Consider the following 16,260-nt stretch of genomic DNA (forward strand, 5'->3'; position numbering starts at 1 on the left):
TCCGTTACTCGGCGGCCATGTGGGGCGTGGCTTTGCCGGGCTTGTCCATGCGGGTGAGCATGTCGCGCACCTGCGGACAGCCGGCGTTGGGATCGGGCCCGAAGCGGACCTCGCTTTCTTCCCAGACGGCATCGAGCGCCGCGAGATTGTCGGGATCGGCGTCGGGCGCATCCAGAAGTCTGGCCACGGTCTCCGCATCGGCTGCGCCTCCCGCAAGCTGGGCCAGCGCCGCGAAGACGGCGGCATAGGCGCTGTCGCGACGGGTCAGGCGCTCGCGGAGGGCCTCGAAGATATGTGTCGCATCGGCAAGGGTGGCGCGCGCCTCGTCCCTGGGCCGGGTGGCGAGGAACTCCAGAAGCACCGGCAGGTGGTCGGGCAATTCACTGGTCGCAGGTTCGAAGCCACCGTCGCGGTAGGTCTCGACGAGCGAGACCATCGCGCCACCCCGGTCGCGGCTTTCGCCGTGGACATGTTCAAAGAGGTTGAGCGAGAGCGTGCGCGAGCGGTCGAAGAGCAGGACATATTGTTCTTCGAGATCGTAGATGTCGCCTGCGGCAATGGTCTCCAGCAGAGGGCGCAGATCGTGCCGGGCCGCCGTCGTCAGCCGGGTCTCGGCGGCAAGCACGCCGCCGATCTCGGGCATTGCGGCCTGAAGATCGCGGGTCGGATAGCTGAGGATCAGCGATAACGCCTTCAGCGTCCGGTCTTTCAGATGCGTGGTCATCTGCGCACCTCCGCAGGCATTTGCAGCGGCCGTTTCGACGCCCCGAAAAGCGAGGTCTTGGACGTGCCTGTCGAACAGCCGTTCGTATCGGTGAAGCCGCAACCGCCGCGCAGGTCGTATGCCTCTTCAACCTGTTCGCGATGCGTGGTCGGAATGACGAAGCGGTCCTCGTAATCGGCCAGCGCCATGATCTTGTACATGTCCTCGATCACCCGGCCAGACAGGCCGACACGGGCGGCAATGCCTTCGTCGATGACGCCGTCCACGGTCTTGGTGCGCATGTAGGCCCGCATCGCCAGCATCCGTTCCAGGGCATGCGCCACCGGCGCCTCATCCCCTGCCGTCAGCATGTTGGCGAGGTATTTCAGCGGGATGCGCAGATTGCGGACATCGGGCATGGCACCATCCATGCCAATCGCGCCAGCTTCGGCCGCGTTCTGGATCGGCGAGAGCGGCGGAATGTACCAGACCATCGGGAGCGTCCGATATTCAGGATGCAGCGGGAAGGCCACCTTCCACTCCATCGCCATCTTCCAGACCGGGCTTTGCTGGGCGGCCTTGATCCAGTCCTCGGGCACTCCGTCGGCGCGGGCGGCTTCGATCACGCCCTTGTCGCTCGGGTCAAGGAAGACACCCAGCTGCGCGTCGTAAAGATCCGTCTCGGCGGCAGCATTCGCCGCCTCTTCGATCTTGTCCGCGTCATAGAGCATCACCCCCAGATACCGGATGCGCCCGACGCAGGTTTCCGAACAGACCGTGGGGATGCCGCTTTCGATCCGGGGATAGCACAGCGTGCATTTCTCGGATTTGCCGGTCGACCAGTTGTAATAGACCTTCTTGTAGGGGCAGCCCGAGACGCACATCCGCCAGCCCCGGCATTTTTCCTGATCGATCAGGACGATGCCGTCCTCCTCGCGCTTGTAGATCGCGCCCGAGGGGCAGGACGCGGCGCAGGCCGGGTTCAGGCAATGCTCGCAGAGCCGGGGGAGATACATCATGAAGGTGTTCTCATATTCCCCGTAGATCTGCTTCTGGATCCCTTCGAAGTTGTAGTCCTGGCTGCGCTTGGAAAACTCGCCGCCCAGGATTTCGTCCCAGTTCGGGCCCTTTTCGATCTTCTCGATCCGTTCGCCGGTGATCTTCGAACGCGGCCGCGCGGTCGGGAAAGCTTCCATCTCGGGGGCGGATTTCAGGTGGTCATAGTCGAAATCGAAGGGCTCGTAGTAATCGTCGATTTCGGGCAGATGCGGGTTGGCGAAGATATTCGCCAGGATGCGCCATTTCGACCCCTGCCGCGGTTGCAGCTTGCCCGATTTCGTGCGGACCCAGCCGCCTTTCCAGCGTTTCTGGTTTTCCCAATCGGTCGGATAACCAAGTCCGGGCTTGGTCTCGACATTGTTGAACCAGGCGTATTCGACGCCGTCGCGGCTGGTCCACACGTTCTTGCAGGTGACGGAACAGGTATGGCAGCCGATGCATTTGTCGAGGTTAAGCACCATGCCGATCTGCGCGCGCACTCTCATTGGGCGGACTCCTTCGCGGTCGCGGGCCGGTCGAGCCAGTCGACTTTCCGCATTTTCCTGACAATGACGAACTCGTCCCGGTTCGATCCCACGGTGCCGTAATAGTTGAAACCATAGGATTGCTGGGCGTAGCCGCCGATCATGTGGGTGGGCTTCAGCACCGTCCGGGTGACGGAGTTGTGGATGCCGCCCCGCTTGCCGGTCTTTTCCGATCCGGGCGTGTTCACGATCTTTTCCTGCGCGTGATACATGAAGGTCGTGCCGTCCTTCATCCGCTGGGAAACGACCGCGCGGGCGGTGAGCGCGCCATTGGCGTTATAAAGCTCGACCCAGTCGTTATCGACGATCCCGGCCGTCTTCGCGTCGTTCTCCGAAATCCAGATCACCGGCCCACCCCTGTTCAGCGTCAGCATCAGGAGATTGTCGGTATAGGTGGAATGGATGCCCCATTTCTGGTGCGGGGTGATGAAGTTCAGCACGACATGCGGCTGGCCCTTGTCACTGTTGATCGTACTCGTGACAGTCTTCAGGTCCACTGGCGGACGGTAGGACATGAAGCCTTCGCCGAAGGCGCGCATCCAGAGGTGATCCTGATAGAGCTGCTGGCGCCCGGTCAGCGTGCGCCAGGGGATCAGTTCGTGGACGTTGGTATAGCCTGCATTGTAGCAGACCTCCTCGCTCTCGATGCCGGACCATGTCGGGGAAGAGATGATCTTGCGCGGCTGCGCGGCGATGTCGCGGAAGCGGATCTTCTCGTCCTCTTTCGGCAGGGCGAGGTGGGCGTGTTCGCGGCCTGTGGTCTTTGACAGCGCCTCCCACGCCTTGACCGCAACCTCGCCATTGGTCTCGGGGGCCAGCATCAGGACGACCTCGGTCGCGTCGATATCCGTCACGATCCTGGCACATCCCTTGGCAGGGCCGTCCTGCCAGACACCGTTCAGCTTGCGCAGCGCCTCGACCTCGTGTTCGGTCTTCCAGCCTATGCCCTTGCCGCCATTGCCAAGCTTGTCCATCAGCGGCCCGAGCGCCACGTAACGGTCGTAGACGGCGGTGTAGTCGCGTTCGACCGCGATGTAGCTTGGCGCGGTCTTGCCCGGGATCAGCTCGCATTCGCCGCGCTTCCAGTCCTTGACCTGATCCTGCGCCACTTCGGCCGGCGTGTCGTGCAGGATCGGCAGGGCGACGATATCGGTTTCCTGCCCAAGGATCTCGGGCGCGACCTCCTGGAATTTCTTCGCGATGGCCTTGAAGATTTCCCAGTCGGACTTCGATTCGTAAGCCGGGTCCACCGCCGCCTGAAGCGGGTGAATGAACGGGTGCATGTCCGAGGTGTTGAGGTCGTTCTTTTCGTACCAGCTGGCCGTCGGCAGGACGATGTCGGAATAGACGCAGGTCGTGGACATGCGGAAGTCGATCGTCACAAGCAGATCGAGCTTGCCCTTCGGCGCCTCTTTGCGCCAGACGGCCTCTTTCGGCTTCTGTCGGCCTTCCTCGCCCAGGTCCTTTCCAAGCACGCCATTGTCGGTGCCCAGCAGGTGGCGCAGGAAATACTCGTGTCCCTTGCCGGAAGACCCAAGCAGGTTCGACCGCCACACGAACAGGTTGCGCGGCCAGTTTTCCGGCGCGTCAGGGTCTTCGCAGGACATCTGGAGTGCACCGGACTTCAGCTGTTCCGCGACATAGGCCGGAATTTCCTTGCCCGCCGTCTTCGCGGCCTTGGCAACGTCAAGCGGGTTGGTCTTGAGCTGCGGGGCCGAAGGCAGCCAGCCCATGCGCTCGGCGCGAATGTTGTAGTCGATGATCGACGCGTCCCAGTCGCCCTCGGGCGCGGTCGGCGACAGGATCTCGGAGGCCGCGAGTGTCTCATAGCGCCACTGGTCGGTATGGGCGTACCAGGCCGAAGTGGAATTCATGTGCCGCGGCGGGCGGTTCCAGTCAAGCGCGAAGGCAAGGGGCAGCCACCCGGTCTGCGGGCGCAGTTTTTCCTGACCGACATAGTGGCTCCAGCCGCCGCCGGACTGGCCGACGCAACCGCACATCACCAGCATATTGATGATGCCGCGGTAATTCATGTCCATGTGATACCAGTGGTTCAGACCGGCCCCGAGGATCACCATCGACTTGCCGTTCGTCTTCTCGGCCGTCAGCGCAAACTCGCGCGCGACATGGATGATGCGGTCGCGTTTCACGCCGGTGATCTTCTCGGCCCAGGCGGGGGTGCCGGGAACATCGTCGTCATAGCCCGTCGCGACCAATTCGCCGCCAAGGCCGCGATCAAGCCCATAATTGGCGCAGAAAAGATCGAAAACGGTGCCAACCCTGACGGTGCCGCCCGCCGTCTTGATCGTCTTGACCGGGATGTTCCGGGTCAGGACATCAGGGTGTTTCGCGTCGGTGGCAAAGGCCGGGCTTGCAGCGCCGCCGAAATAGGGAAAGTTGACGCCCGCCACCTCATCATGGTCCTCATCGAGGATGAAGGACAGCTTGAGCCGGGTTTCGGCCTTGGCGGCCTTCTCTTCGAGGTTCCATTCGCCCGCCTCGCCCCAGCGGTAACCGATCGAGCCGTTCGGTGCGACGAGGCCGCACGAAATCTCGTCCCAGGCGAGGGTCTTCCATTCTGGATTGTTCGTCTCGTCCAGCTTGCCCTTCAAATCGTCGGCGCGCAGGAAGCGGCCCGGCAGCACGCGACCTTCCTTTTCCTCAAGCGCCACGAGCATCGGGAAGTCCGAATATTTCCGGCAATAATCCTCAAAATACTCGGCCTGCCGGTCGAGGTGGAACTCGCGCAGTATGACGTGGCCGAAAGCCATGGCCAGGGCCGCATCGGTGCCCTGCTTGGGGTTCAGCCAGACATCGCCGAACTTGGCGGCTTCGGAGTAATCAGGGCAGATCACGGCCGACTTGGTGCCGCGATAGCGCGCCTCGGTGTAGAAATGCGCATCCGGCGTCCGCGTCTGAGGCACGTTCGACCCCCAGAGCAGCAGGTAGCCCGCGTTGTACCAGTCGGCCGATTCCGGCACATCGGTCTGTTCGCCCCAGGTCATGGGCGAAGCGGGCGGCAGGTCGCAGTACCAGTCGTAGAACGACATGCAGGTGCCGCCGAGAAGCGACAGGTAGCGGGTGCCTGCGGCATAAGAGATCATCGACATTGCCGGAATGGGCGAAAAGCCGAAGATCCGGTCGGGGCCGTAGGTTCGGGCGGTGTAGGCGTTCGCCGCGGCGACAATCTCGGTTGCCTCGTCCCAGCTTGCGCGCACGAAACCGCCCTTGCCGCGCGTCATCACGTAGCAAGATCGCAAGACCGGATCGGACTGGATCGCCGTCCAGGCTTCGATCGGTGATTTTGACCGGCGCAACTCGCGCCAGATCTTCATCAAACGGCCCCGGATCAGCGGGTTCTTCACCCGGTTCGCCGAGTAGAGATACCAGCTGTAAGAGGCGCCCCGGGCGCAGCCGCGCGGTTCGTGGTTGGGCAGGCCGGCGCGGGTGCGGGGATAATCGGTCTGCTGGGTTTCCCAGGTGACGATTCCCGATTTCACATAGATCTTCCACGAGCAGGACCCGGTGCAGTTCACCCCGTGGGTCGAGCGCACGATCTTGTCGTGGCGCCAGCGATTCCGGTAGGTGTCTTCCCAGGTCCGGCTTTCGCGCGTGACCTGGCCGTAGCCGTTTGAAAACTGCTCCAGTTGCTTCGACTGAAGAAAGTTCAGGCGGTCAAGCAGTTGGCTCATGGCATTTCCTTTCTAAGCTGCGGGCGGGGCGAAGGTGGCCGCCCCGCCTTGTTCGATGTTGCGCAACAGGCCGCCGCGCCGGGTGTAGAAGAACCAGGTCAGCAAAAGGCAGAGCACGTAGAAGCCGAGAAAGCCCCAGAGCGCTGCGACCGGTCCGCCCGTCATCGCGATCGAGGTGCCGTAGGCCTTCGGGATGAAGAAGGCGCCGTAGGCCGCGATGGCGCTGGTGAAGGCGATGATCGCAGCGCTTTCGCGCTCCGCCTGTCGGCGGGTGGCTTGCGCATCAAGGCCCGGCATCAGGCGCGGCACCTCGCGCCCCATGATCGCGGGGATCATCTGGAACGTAGAGGCATTGCCGATCCCGGTCAGGAAGAAGAGCGCGATGAAGGCCGCGAAGAAGCCCCAGAACGCCCCCGGCTGCTCCTTGATGCCAAGGAAGAAGATCACTCCGAAGACGGCCATGATCATGCCGATGAAGGTCCAGAACGTCACACGCCCGCCGCCGAAGCGATCGCTGATCCAGCCCGTCCCCGCGCGGCTCAAGGCGCCGACAAGGGGGCCGAAGAAGACGAACTGCAGAGCGTTCACCTCGGGGAACATCAGCTTCGTCAGAAGTGGGAAGCCTGCGGAATAACCGATGAAGCTGCCGAAGGTGCCGGTGTAGAGGATGCACATGATCCAGTTGTGCAGGCGCGAGAAGATGATCGCCTGTTCGGCGAAACTTGCCTTCGCATCGGCGATGTCATCCATGCCGATCCAGGCCGCGATGGTGGCGGCAAGGATGAACGGCACCCAGACGAAACCAGCGTTCTGCATGAAAAGCTGGCCGCCGTCGGACAGGGGCTGCGGCGCCCCGCCCATCGCGCCGAAGACGCCCGTGGTGATGACGATCGGCACCAGGAACTGCATGAGCGACACGCCAAGGTTGCCAAGCCCTGCATTCAGCGCCAGCGCGTTGCCCTTTTTGGCCTTGGGGAAGAAGAAGGCGATATTGGCCATGGACGAGGCAAAGTTGCCGCCGCCGAAGCCGCACAGAAGTGCCAGCACAAGGAAGATGAAATAGGGCGTTTCAGGGTTCTGCACCGCATAGCCGATGCCCATGGCGGGAAGAAGAAGCGAGGCGGTCGAGATCGTCGTCCAGAGCCTGCCGCCGAAGATCGGCACCATGAAGCTGTAGAATATCCTGAGCGTCGCGCCCGACAGGCCCGGCAGCGCCGCGAGCCAGAACAGCTGACCCGAGGGGAAGTCGAAGCCGATCGAGGGCAGTTTCGCCACGACAACCGACCAGACCATCCAGACCGCGAAGGCAAGAAGCAGCGCGGGGATCGAGATCCAGAGGTTGCGGCGCGCGATGCGGCGGCCGCGCTCCTCCCAGAACGTCTTGTCCTCGGGGCGCCAGTCCTCGAGCGCGCCTTTCATCACGGTCTTGCCCGGAACGTGGATCGAGGCCATTTCCGGCAGTTCCGGCAGCGCGTCCACTTCCTCGCCGCGCGCCTTGCGCTCCATCGAGCGGATCGACATGTGCATCCAGATCAGCGACACGCCGACAATCAGGAACAGAAGCGCGAAGCAGCTCGTATAGATCCCGGTCAGGTCAAGCAGCGCGCCGAAGGCCAGGGGCAGCACAAAGCCACCCAGGCCGCCGATCATGCCGACAAGACCGCCGACGGCACCGACATGCTTGGGATAATAGACCGGGATGTGCCGGTAGACCGCCGCTTTGCCCAGCGACATGAAGAAGCCCAGAACGAAGAGGACGATGACGAAGGGCCAGCGGTCCATCTGGGTCGAGAAGGTGATCGGGCCGTTCTTGCTGGAAATCACATAGTCGGTTGGCGGGTAAGACAGCATGAACAGCAGGATGAGCGAGAAGCCGAGGCTCCAGTACATCACGGACCGCGCGCCGAACCGGTCGCTGAGATGGCCGCCATAGGCCCGGAAAACCGAGGCCGAAAGCGAGAAGGCGGCGGCCGACATGCCGGCCGTCTCGATATCGACGCCGTAGACGTCGATAAGGTAGTTCGGCAACCACAGCGCCAGCGCCACGAAAGCGCCAAAGACGAAGAAATAGTATAATGAGAAGCGCCAGACCTGGAGGTTCTTCAGCGGAGCGAATTGTTCGGCAATCGTCGGTGCCGGCGTGCCTTCGGCGCGGCGCTTCAAGAGCTGGGGGTCATCCTTGGCGAAAAGGAAGAAGAAGACGCCCATCAGGATGATGCCCGCGGCCCAGACATGGGCCACGCCCTGCCAGCCATAGGCGACGAGCACGAAGGGGGCGACGAATTTCGTCACCGCCGCGCCCACGTTGCCCGCTCCGAAGATGCCAAGGGCCGTGCCCTGCCGACCGGCCGGATACCAGCGCGACACATAGGCGACGCCGATGATGAAAGACCCGCCGGCAAGCCCGACGCCAAGCGCGGCGATCAGGTACATGGGATAGGTATGCGCCCAGGTCAGCATCCATGTTGCCAGGCCTGTCAGGATCATCTGAACCGAAAAGACGATCCGCCCGCCCCATTTCTCGGTCCAGACGCCCAGGAAGAGCCGGGTCAGAGAGCCGGTCAGGATCGGTGTGGCGACCAGCAGGCCGAACTGGAACTCGGTCAGCGACAACTCTTTCTTGATCGCCACACCGATGATCGAGAAGATCGTCCAGACCGCAAAACAGGCTGTGAACGCGACGGTGCTTAATCCTAGAGCCCGGCCTTGTTCGGCGCGTGAGACATCTTCGAGTGTGTGCATGGCCATCTCTCCACGGGGCGGACTGTTCGCGATGCCAGATCGCGAATTTTCAGGAGACCTGCGCTGTGGAAGGGCCGAGAGACTTGATCTGGATCAGATGCTGGCGGAAAACATATTAGAATAAATAGGTTATCAAGAATTGTCATTGCGGGGATATCCAGCGGACAATCCGACTAGCAACGTATCCGTGAAAATTTCTTGACATTTATCAAGTTTTTGACGGAACCTATTTGCATGCGAAACACGAACCGTACAGAACCGCCCGACTCACATTTCGGTGAAATTCGGGCCTTGCATCTCTTTTCGGACATGTCCGACGAGAGCTTCATGACGTTGATGCGCGGTGCCTATGTGCAAACCTTTCCGCCGCAGATCGAACTGATCACGGAAGGGGAACCAAGCGATTTCCTGCATATCCTGATCGCCGGATCGGTCGAGCTTTTCTCGACCTGGAACCGGCGCGAGACGGTGATGGACACGGTCTTGCCGGTGTCGACCTTCATCCTTGCCGCGACGATCAGGGACGCGCCCTACCTGATGTCGGCCCGCACGCTTGAAAAAAGCCGCGTCGTCTTGATCCCAAGCTTGGATGTGCGGGCGGTCTTCGAACAGGACATGCCCTTCGCCCGCTCGATCATCGTCGAGCTTGCGCAATGCTATCGCACGGTCGTCAAGAACACCAAGGACCTGAAGCTCCGCACGTCGCTCGAGCGGCTGGCCAATTATTTGCTACGGGAGCGCGCCCGACATGCTGGCGATCAGAGCTTCGATCTGCCCATCGACAAGCGCCGGCTCGCCTCAAGGCTTGGGATGACCCCCGAAAACCTCAGCCGGGCGTTCAAGAACCTCCAGGCCTACGGGGTGCGGGTGCAGGGCGCGCGGATCCATATTACCGACCAGATCGAACTGGAACGCTTCGCCAAACCCAATCCATTGATCGACGATCTTTCGGCCTGAACTGCTGCGCGGGATATCTGCGGGAATATCCCTGTATCTCTTGGAAGCGTTCGTGCCTCGTCTTCTGGCGACGTTCGAACGCGCCGGGCGGCACCTTCCCGTCCCTCGCATGCTTGCGCATTGGGTTGCAGAACATCTCGATGCAATCGAACGCATCCCGCAGGGCTTCGTCGCGGCTTCGACCAGTGCACCGCCTGATCCCATCACGCTTGAGCAGGTTTAACGAACGCCCGGCCACCGCGTTGACGTGCCAGTTTCGCCTGCGGCTCTTGGAACGTTCAAGAATGTCGGCGCGCAGCGCATTGATCTTTGCAATGCGCTGCGCCTGTGTCGCGGTGATTGATGCGACTTAGACGGTGGCGGATGCCATCGACGGGGTGAGGACGGGTTCAGTCGGGCGCATCGGGACTCAGGCGCTACAAACACCGCGCCAGGTGGCCGAAGGCCTTCCGCTCCGCCGTCACCCTTGCCTGCACGTCATTTTCAGATCGCGACGCAAGACCGAGGCCTGACGCTAGTAACTTTCATCCTCGTTCCGCACGCGGACCCGCCGTCGGGCTTTTTTGTCAACGGCGCCCGTATCATGCCCGGCCGCGGCGACCGTCTTTTCTTCGCTGATGCGACGGTATGTGGCGCGGGAGCTGAACAGATGCGCGGCCATTGCAGCCTCGGCCCAGTCCTTGTCGTTCGCGGCAAAGGCGGCCACCAGATCGCTATGCTGACGGTTGCTGCGGATGAGCTCATCGCGGGTCCAGCTGTTGAATGTAGGGCTGACGACCGGCTTGCGCGCCACCAGATTGACCAGATCGGCAAAGATGGTATTGCCGCCCTGCCGCCAGATCAGCCGGTGAAACCGCGCATTGCAGTCGCGATAGGCGCGGCGGTCGGGGTCGGGCATGTGAATGGCATGGTCCATCCTGTCATGCAGATCGCGCAGCCCATCGATGAAGGCCGCATCCGATTTTGCCACCGCCATGCCAGCTGCGACCGGCTCCAGGGCGGCCCGGGCGGTGAAGATGTGGATGACCTCGTTCGGGTCCACCTCGACCAGAACCGCGCGGCGATAGGCCTCGCGCTGGATGATGCCTTCCGCCTGCAGGCGGCGCATCGCCTCGCGGATGGGCGTGCGGCTGACGCCCAGCCGCACAGCCAATTCGCTTTCAGGAATGGCATCGCCACCGATATAGGCCCCTTCGGCGATGAGCGCGCGGATCTTTGCGTAGATATCGTCAGCCATGTCGCGTCTCTGTTGCGCTTGTCCACTATCCGAAATTTCGTGCAGCCAGCCAATCCGAAACCAGCGTCGCCGCAGCGGCCAGTTCTGCGGGCTGATTGACGAAGTAATGATTTGCTCCGGGTACCAGTTGCATCGCTTTGTCCCGGGCGCCAACCGCTGCGAAGATGCGCGCGGTATGGGGCTGGGGTACCGCATCATCGGCACCGCATTCCACGGCAAGGAAGGGCACCGTCACATCCCGCGCCGTCACCAGCGAATCCGCGCGGGTATGGGCGGGCGACCATTGCGACAGCCAGCTGCGCAGCGTCGACACCCGCCCCAGCCCGACCGGTCCGCTGTTCACGGTCTCTGGCTCGCCCAGATAGGTCCAGCCGGGGCGGCGAGCGTTCGGGTCGATTGTCGGGTCGAGAAAACGGGGATCGGCCATGGTGCGGTGGGTGACGAAGACCCGCTCCATTTCCTTTCCGCCCGCTGACTTCAGGCGGTCCAGGGTTTCCAGCACCCGTTCGGTGATGGCGTCCATCCGGTCCTTCTGGGCCATTCGGTAGGCGGTCAGAAACGCCGGGTTGAACGGCGCGCTGCGTCCGGCGCGATACAGATCCAGCTCGGGGTCGCGATCATCGGGATTGTGCGGATCGCGCATGGAAGGATCCAGCCATTCGGTCAGCAACAGCGCGCGCGACGAATGGGCGGCAAGGCTGAGCACCGCATCCGCCGGGATCAGGCCCGCGCCCGCAATGTCCACCGGATCGCCTGCGGGGGTGGCCGTGATCGTCGGGCGCTCGGCCTGCGACTGATACAGCATGGTCAGCGAGCCGCCCCCGCTCCAGCCGCAGAGAACCACCTTGTCATAGCCCCAGTCATTGCGGGCGGCATGGACCCATGCGCCCAGATCCAGCAGCACGTTCTCCATGATCAGGCTGGTGTCATTGCGCTGATAGCGGCTGCCCGCGCAGAGCACATGATAGCCGGCCCGCGCCATCGCGCGCGGCAGTGGCAAGAGTTGCAGGGTGGAGGCGGGGTGCATGAAGATCAGCAATGTCCGCGAGAGGCGATCCTGCGGGGTGATCAGCACCCCTTCCAGATGCGTCAGGCCCTGCGAACCGTTGAAGCCGTAGGTTTCCGTAAAGGCCCGCCCCGCGGCAAAGGCCAGATGTTTCCAGTCGAAGGTCAGCTCGGTCATCAGGCGGGGTCCAGGGTTTCGGCAAGGATGCCGGCATCTGCGGTTTCGGTGACATGACCAGCGCGGGGCGCGGTCAACTCGGGATAGGCCCGGGCTGCGCTGTCGTCATGGATATGGCAGCGCACCCGCTGACCCCCGGGCTGAGCGGACAGATCCGGTTCCACCGCCTCGCAGAGCGCGGTGGTGTAGGGGCAGCGCGACGAGAAGCGGCAGCCGGGCGGCACCGCCATGGGCGAAGGCACATCGCCACGCAGCTCCACCCGCTCCGGTGCCTCACCCGGCTCCATGCGAGGGATCGCGGCCATCAGGCGTTGGGTATAGGGGTGAAGCGGGCGGGCCAGCACATCTTCGGCCCGGCCCTCTTCGACGATGCGGCCCAGATACATCACCGCGACATGGTTGCAGATATAGCCCACGGTCGCGATGTCATGCGAGATATACAGAACCGCCAGCCCCAGATCGCGGGACAACTCGTCCAGCAGTTCCAGCACACTGGCCTGAATCGACACGTCGAGCATCGACACCGGCTCATCCGCGACGATGAACTTCGGCTGAAGAACGAGGGCGCGGGCAATGGCGATGCGCTGGCGTTGCCCACCGGACAGGTCCGAGGGGTAACGGTCCATATTATCCGCAGCGGGGATGCGCACCAGTTCCATGGCCTTGATCACCTTCTCGCGCCGCTCGGTCGCATTACCGATGCCGTGGATGATCAGCGGTTCCTCGATCACCTGTCCGATGGTCAGGCGGGGGTTTAGCGAGGAATATGGGTCCTGAAAGATGATCTGGGCCTGCTTGCGATAGTCCTTGAGCGGCCGGCCCTCGGCCTTGGTGATGTCATCCCCGCGGTACAGGATCTGGCCGCTGGTCGGCTGATACATCCGCACCAGCGACATGCCGAGGGTGGATTTCCCGCAGCCGGATTCCCCGACCAGGCCCACGATCTCGCGCTCGCGGATGCGCAAGTCCACCCCGTCCAGCGCGCGGGCCACCGGGGCCTTGCCACCCGCCAAGGCGTTGAAAATGCCGGTACGCCCCTGAAAATGGGTCTTCAGGTCGCGCGCCTCGATCACGGCGGTCGCATCGGGGGCGATGGTCGGGCGGTCGGTCATGCGGCACCCCTCATGTTGCGCCAGGTTTCCGGGCGGGCGGCAGCCTCGCGGAACTCGCCGGCGCGGTCGGTGTAGTGGCAGGTCGCGGCCTGTGCGCCGCACCGCACCACCGGCGGCGCCATGCTGCGGCACAGGTCGGTGGCAAAGGGGCAGCGGCTGGCAAAACGGCAGCCTGGAGGCGGCAGCAGAAGGTTCGGCACCACCCCCGGGATCGAGATCAGCGGCTGGCGCGGCGCGCCGGGCACCGGCAGGCGGGGGAAGGCGTTCTGCAGGCCCATGGTATAGGGATGCAGGGGCCGCTCCAGCACATCCGCCGTGGGTCCGCTTTCGGCCATCTTGCCGGCATACATGACCACGGTGTTCTCGCAGGTCTCGGCCACCACGGCGATGTCATGCGTCACAAGGATCATCGAGCGGCGCATATGCGCATGGATGCCCCGGATCCGCGTCATGATCTGCGATTGCATGATCGGGTCCAACGCGGTTGTCGGCTCATCCGCCAGAAGCATTCCGGCGTTCAGCGCCAGCGCCATGGCGATGACGGCGCGCTGTCGCATCCCGCCCGAGAACATATGCGGGAATTCATACAGTCGCCCGGCGGGCAGGCCGACCAGTGCGAACATCTCTTCCGCCCTTGCCCAGGCCACCGCCTTGCTGACCCGTTCATGCGCGCGGATCGCCTCGCAGATCTGGTCGCCGATGGTATAGACCGGATCCAGCGAGTTCATCGCGCTTTGGGTGATCAGCGAGATCCGGTTCCAGCGGATGTCGCGCAGCGCATGATCGTCCAGACCCAGGATGTCCTGACCATCCAGCAGCGCCCGGCCCGAGACCGAGGTATTGGCCGGCTGCAGCCCCATCAGCGCTTTGACCACGGTACTTTTGCCGCAACCGCTTTCGCCGACAAGGCCAAGGTTGGTGCCGGCGGGCACCTCGAAGCTGATGTCCTCGACCGCGTGGAACCGGCCCCGCAGGGTCGAGTAGCCGATCGACAACCCCTCGACCTGAAGCTGGGCGGCGGGTTTGCGATCCAGTCGCTGATTCAGATCAGCAAGCTCGGCCAGGGTCGCGTCACTGGCCGGACGGGTGCCGGGGCGGGGGTGTGTGGCCGTCGCCATCAGCGCCTCCTCAGTCGGGGGTTGGTCTGTTCCTCATAGGCACGGCCGATCAGGTAGAGCGCCGAGACCAGCATCACGAGCGCAAGCGAGGGCGGCACCACCCACCACCAGGCGGTGCGCAGATTGCCGCTGGAGAAAGCGGTGTTCAGCATCTGGCCCCAGCTGATGACCGTCGGGTCGCCAAGGCCAAGGAAGGACAGGCTCGCCTCGGTCAGAATGGCGAAGGCCACCGACATCGTGACCCAGAGGAAGATCACCCGAACGATATTGGGCAGGATATGCCGCATGATGATGTGGAAATGCGATGCTCCCGCCGCCCGCGCCCATTTGACATAGACCCGCTCACGCTCGGTCAGCACGGCCGAGCGGATGATCCGCGCGCCGTTGCGCCAGAAGAGGATGGTGATGACGAGGATGATGTTCTCGACGCTCGGTCCCAGCAGGGCCACGGCGACGATGGAAAAAGGCAGCGTCGGGATCGACAGCGCGACATCGGTGATGCGCATCAACACATCGTCGACCCAGCCACCGAAATAGCCTGAGACGACGCCGAAGACGGTCGAGATGAAGCCCACGGCGATGGCCGCGACGAGCCCGACCAGAAGGGCAACGCGGAAGCCGTGCAGAAACTGACTGAGCACATCATTGCCGAAGGCGGTGGTGCCCAGAAGGAATTCGCCCGAGGGCGGACGCAGGCGGGCAAGACGGCCGGTCTCGGTCATCATCGCCTTGAACGGGTCATACGGGGCCAGCATCGGCGCGGCCAGCGCGATCAGGATGAACAGCAGCAGGATAACCACACCGACAACGGCGAAACTGTCCTGCATCACAAGTTTCAGCGAGTCCCAGGCGGCGCGCCAGGGGCTGCGGCCCTGGATGGCAGCGGGGGTTTGGGGATTGCTCATTTGTAAACCACCCGCGGATCAAGTTTTCCATAGACAAGGTCGGCGGCGAGGTTCGCCAGCACGATCATCACTGCCAGCAGGAAGAAGGCTGCCTGCGCTACCGGATAGTCCTGCCGGGTCACCGCCAGCACCAGTTCGCGCCCGACGCCGGGCCAGGAGAAGACGATCTCGATCACCACGATGCCCGCGATGGTTTCGGCCAGTGCCGGGAAGAGCCAGGTGATCAGCGGCAGCATCGAATTGCGTGCGGCATGCCAGGCCACGCGCCGCTGCGGTACCCCCTTGGCACGGACCAGTTCGATGTAGTCCTCGGTCCGGTTCTCGACCACGCCCGAGCGCATCAGGAGGAGGTTCTCGGGCATGAAATAGATGATGACAGCGATCAGCGGCAGCGTCAGGTGATGCAGGAAATCCAGCGTCATATACCGGGCAAAGCCCGTGGTCGTGCCCGGATCGCCCATGCCGAAGCCGGGAAACCAGCCCAGCGTACTGGAAAACACCGTCAGAAGCGCGATGCCGATCACGAAATTCGGCACGCCACGGATCACCGTGGCCATGAAGATTCCGGCGCGTTCCAGCTTGCCGCCGCGCTTGGCCCAGCCGACCGCGGTGCCGATGGCCGCACCCAGCGCGGCGCCGATCAGCAGGCCCGGAACAGCGATCCATAGCGTGTTGATGATCAGCGGCGTCAGCACCTCCCAGACCGGCTTGCGGTACAGGAAGGACGATCCGAAATCACCGGTCAGGATATTGCCCAGATAGGCGACATATTGATCCCAGAGCGTGCCGGTCAGGCCCCATTCCTCCAGCAGCGCTTGTCGCGCCTCTTCGGTCAGACCGCGTTCAAGAAGAAGGGCGGTCGGGTCAGCGGGCATCACGCGGAACATGAAGAACATGATCGTCGTGACCGCCCAGACGACCAGCACACTCTGTGCCAGACGGCGGAGGATATAGGCGCGCATCGGAATCTCGGGCTGGTTTGAGTTTGCGGGCGGCGGCCTGCCCTGGAGCGGGATCGGCGGCGCGAG

General features: G+C 63.3%; 11 protein-coding genes. 1 reads left to right on the plus strand and 10 read right to left on the minus strand.

The genetic code is table 11. From position 1 onward, the window contains the following. Nucleotides 1-4: 4 nt before the first annotated feature. From narJ to ACED67_RS20680, 4 genes are read right to left on the minus strand one after another with little or no spacing between them, the layout of a single operon-like run. Nucleotides 5-724, minus strand: a complete 720-nt coding sequence (gene narJ, locus ACED67_RS20665; RefSeq protein WP_395543627.1) for a nitrate reductase molybdenum cofactor assembly chaperone — start codon at nucleotides 722-724, stop codon at nucleotides 5-7. Further along, nucleotides 721-2,247 carry a nitrate reductase subunit beta gene (gene narH / locus ACED67_RS20670; RefSeq protein WP_395543628.1) on the minus strand — a complete coding sequence of 509 codons (1,527 nt, stop codon included), beginning with the start codon at nucleotides 2,245-2,247 and terminating at the stop codon, nucleotides 721-723. The genes narJ and narH overlap by 4 nt, the downstream gene beginning before the upstream one ends. Then, nucleotides 2,244-5,978 (minus strand): nitrate reductase subunit alpha, encoded by a 3,735-nt coding sequence (locus ACED67_RS20675; RefSeq protein ID WP_395543629.1) that lies wholly within the window; start codon nucleotides 5,976-5,978, stop codon nucleotides 2,244-2,246. Before ACED67_RS20675 ends, narH begins: the two co-directional genes overlap by 4 nt. A 12-nt stretch (nucleotides 5,979-5,990) precedes the next feature. Next, complete coding sequence (locus ACED67_RS20680) at nucleotides 5,991-8,720, minus strand: nitrate/nitrite transporter (protein ID WP_395543630.1); 2,730 nt, start codon at nucleotides 8,718-8,720, stop codon at nucleotides 5,991-5,993. 234 nt (nucleotides 8,721-8,954) lie between these two features. On the opposite strand from ACED67_RS20680, the gene ACED67_RS20685 reads away from it, so the two are divergent. Beyond that, a complete protein-coding gene (locus tag ACED67_RS20685) occupies nucleotides 8,955-9,677 on the plus strand; it encodes a helix-turn-helix domain-containing protein (protein ID WP_395543631.1) in 723 nt (240 codons plus the stop codon). Between the two features lie 514 nt (nucleotides 9,678-10,191). On the opposite strand, the gene ACED67_RS20690 is transcribed toward ACED67_RS20685, so the two are convergent. From ACED67_RS20690 to ACED67_RS20715, 6 genes are read right to left on the minus strand one after another with little or no spacing between them, the layout of a single operon-like run. Next, nucleotides 10,192-10,914 (minus strand): GntR family transcriptional regulator, encoded by a 723-nt coding sequence (locus ACED67_RS20690; RefSeq protein ID WP_395543632.1) that lies wholly within the window; start codon nucleotides 10,912-10,914, stop codon nucleotides 10,192-10,194. Between the two features lie 25 nt (nucleotides 10,915-10,939). Continuing rightward, nucleotides 10,940-12,097 carry an alpha/beta hydrolase family protein gene (locus tag ACED67_RS20695; RefSeq protein WP_395543633.1) on the minus strand — a complete coding sequence of 386 codons (1,158 nt, stop codon included), beginning with the start codon at nucleotides 12,095-12,097 and terminating at the stop codon, nucleotides 10,940-10,942. Further along, a complete protein-coding gene (locus ACED67_RS20700) occupies nucleotides 12,097-13,209 on the minus strand; it encodes an ABC transporter ATP-binding protein (protein ID WP_395543634.1) in 1,113 nt (370 codons plus the stop codon). Before ACED67_RS20700 ends, ACED67_RS20695 begins: the two co-directional genes overlap by 1 nt. Further along, nucleotides 13,206-14,327, minus strand: a complete 1,122-nt coding sequence (locus tag ACED67_RS20705) for an ABC transporter ATP-binding protein (protein ID WP_395543635.1) — start codon at nucleotides 14,325-14,327, stop codon at nucleotides 13,206-13,208. The genes ACED67_RS20700 and ACED67_RS20705 overlap by 4 nt, the downstream gene beginning before the upstream one ends. After that, nucleotides 14,327-15,232: an ABC transporter permease gene (locus tag ACED67_RS20710; protein ID WP_395543636.1), complete on the minus strand. Its 906-nt coding sequence runs from the start codon at nucleotides 15,230-15,232 to the stop codon at nucleotides 14,327-14,329. Before ACED67_RS20710 ends, ACED67_RS20705 begins: the two co-directional genes overlap by 1 nt. Next, nucleotides 15,229-16,194: an ABC transporter permease gene (locus ACED67_RS20715; RefSeq protein ID WP_395543637.1), complete on the minus strand. Its 966-nt coding sequence runs from the start codon at nucleotides 16,192-16,194 to the stop codon at nucleotides 15,229-15,231. Before ACED67_RS20715 ends, ACED67_RS20710 begins: the two co-directional genes overlap by 4 nt. Nucleotides 16,195-16,260: the final 66 nt, after the last annotated feature.

Source organism: Neotabrizicola paludis (assembly GCF_044142105.1).
In the GTDB taxonomy this organism is placed as follows: Bacteria; Pseudomonadota; Alphaproteobacteria; order Rhodobacterales; family Rhodobacteraceae; genus Pseudogemmobacter.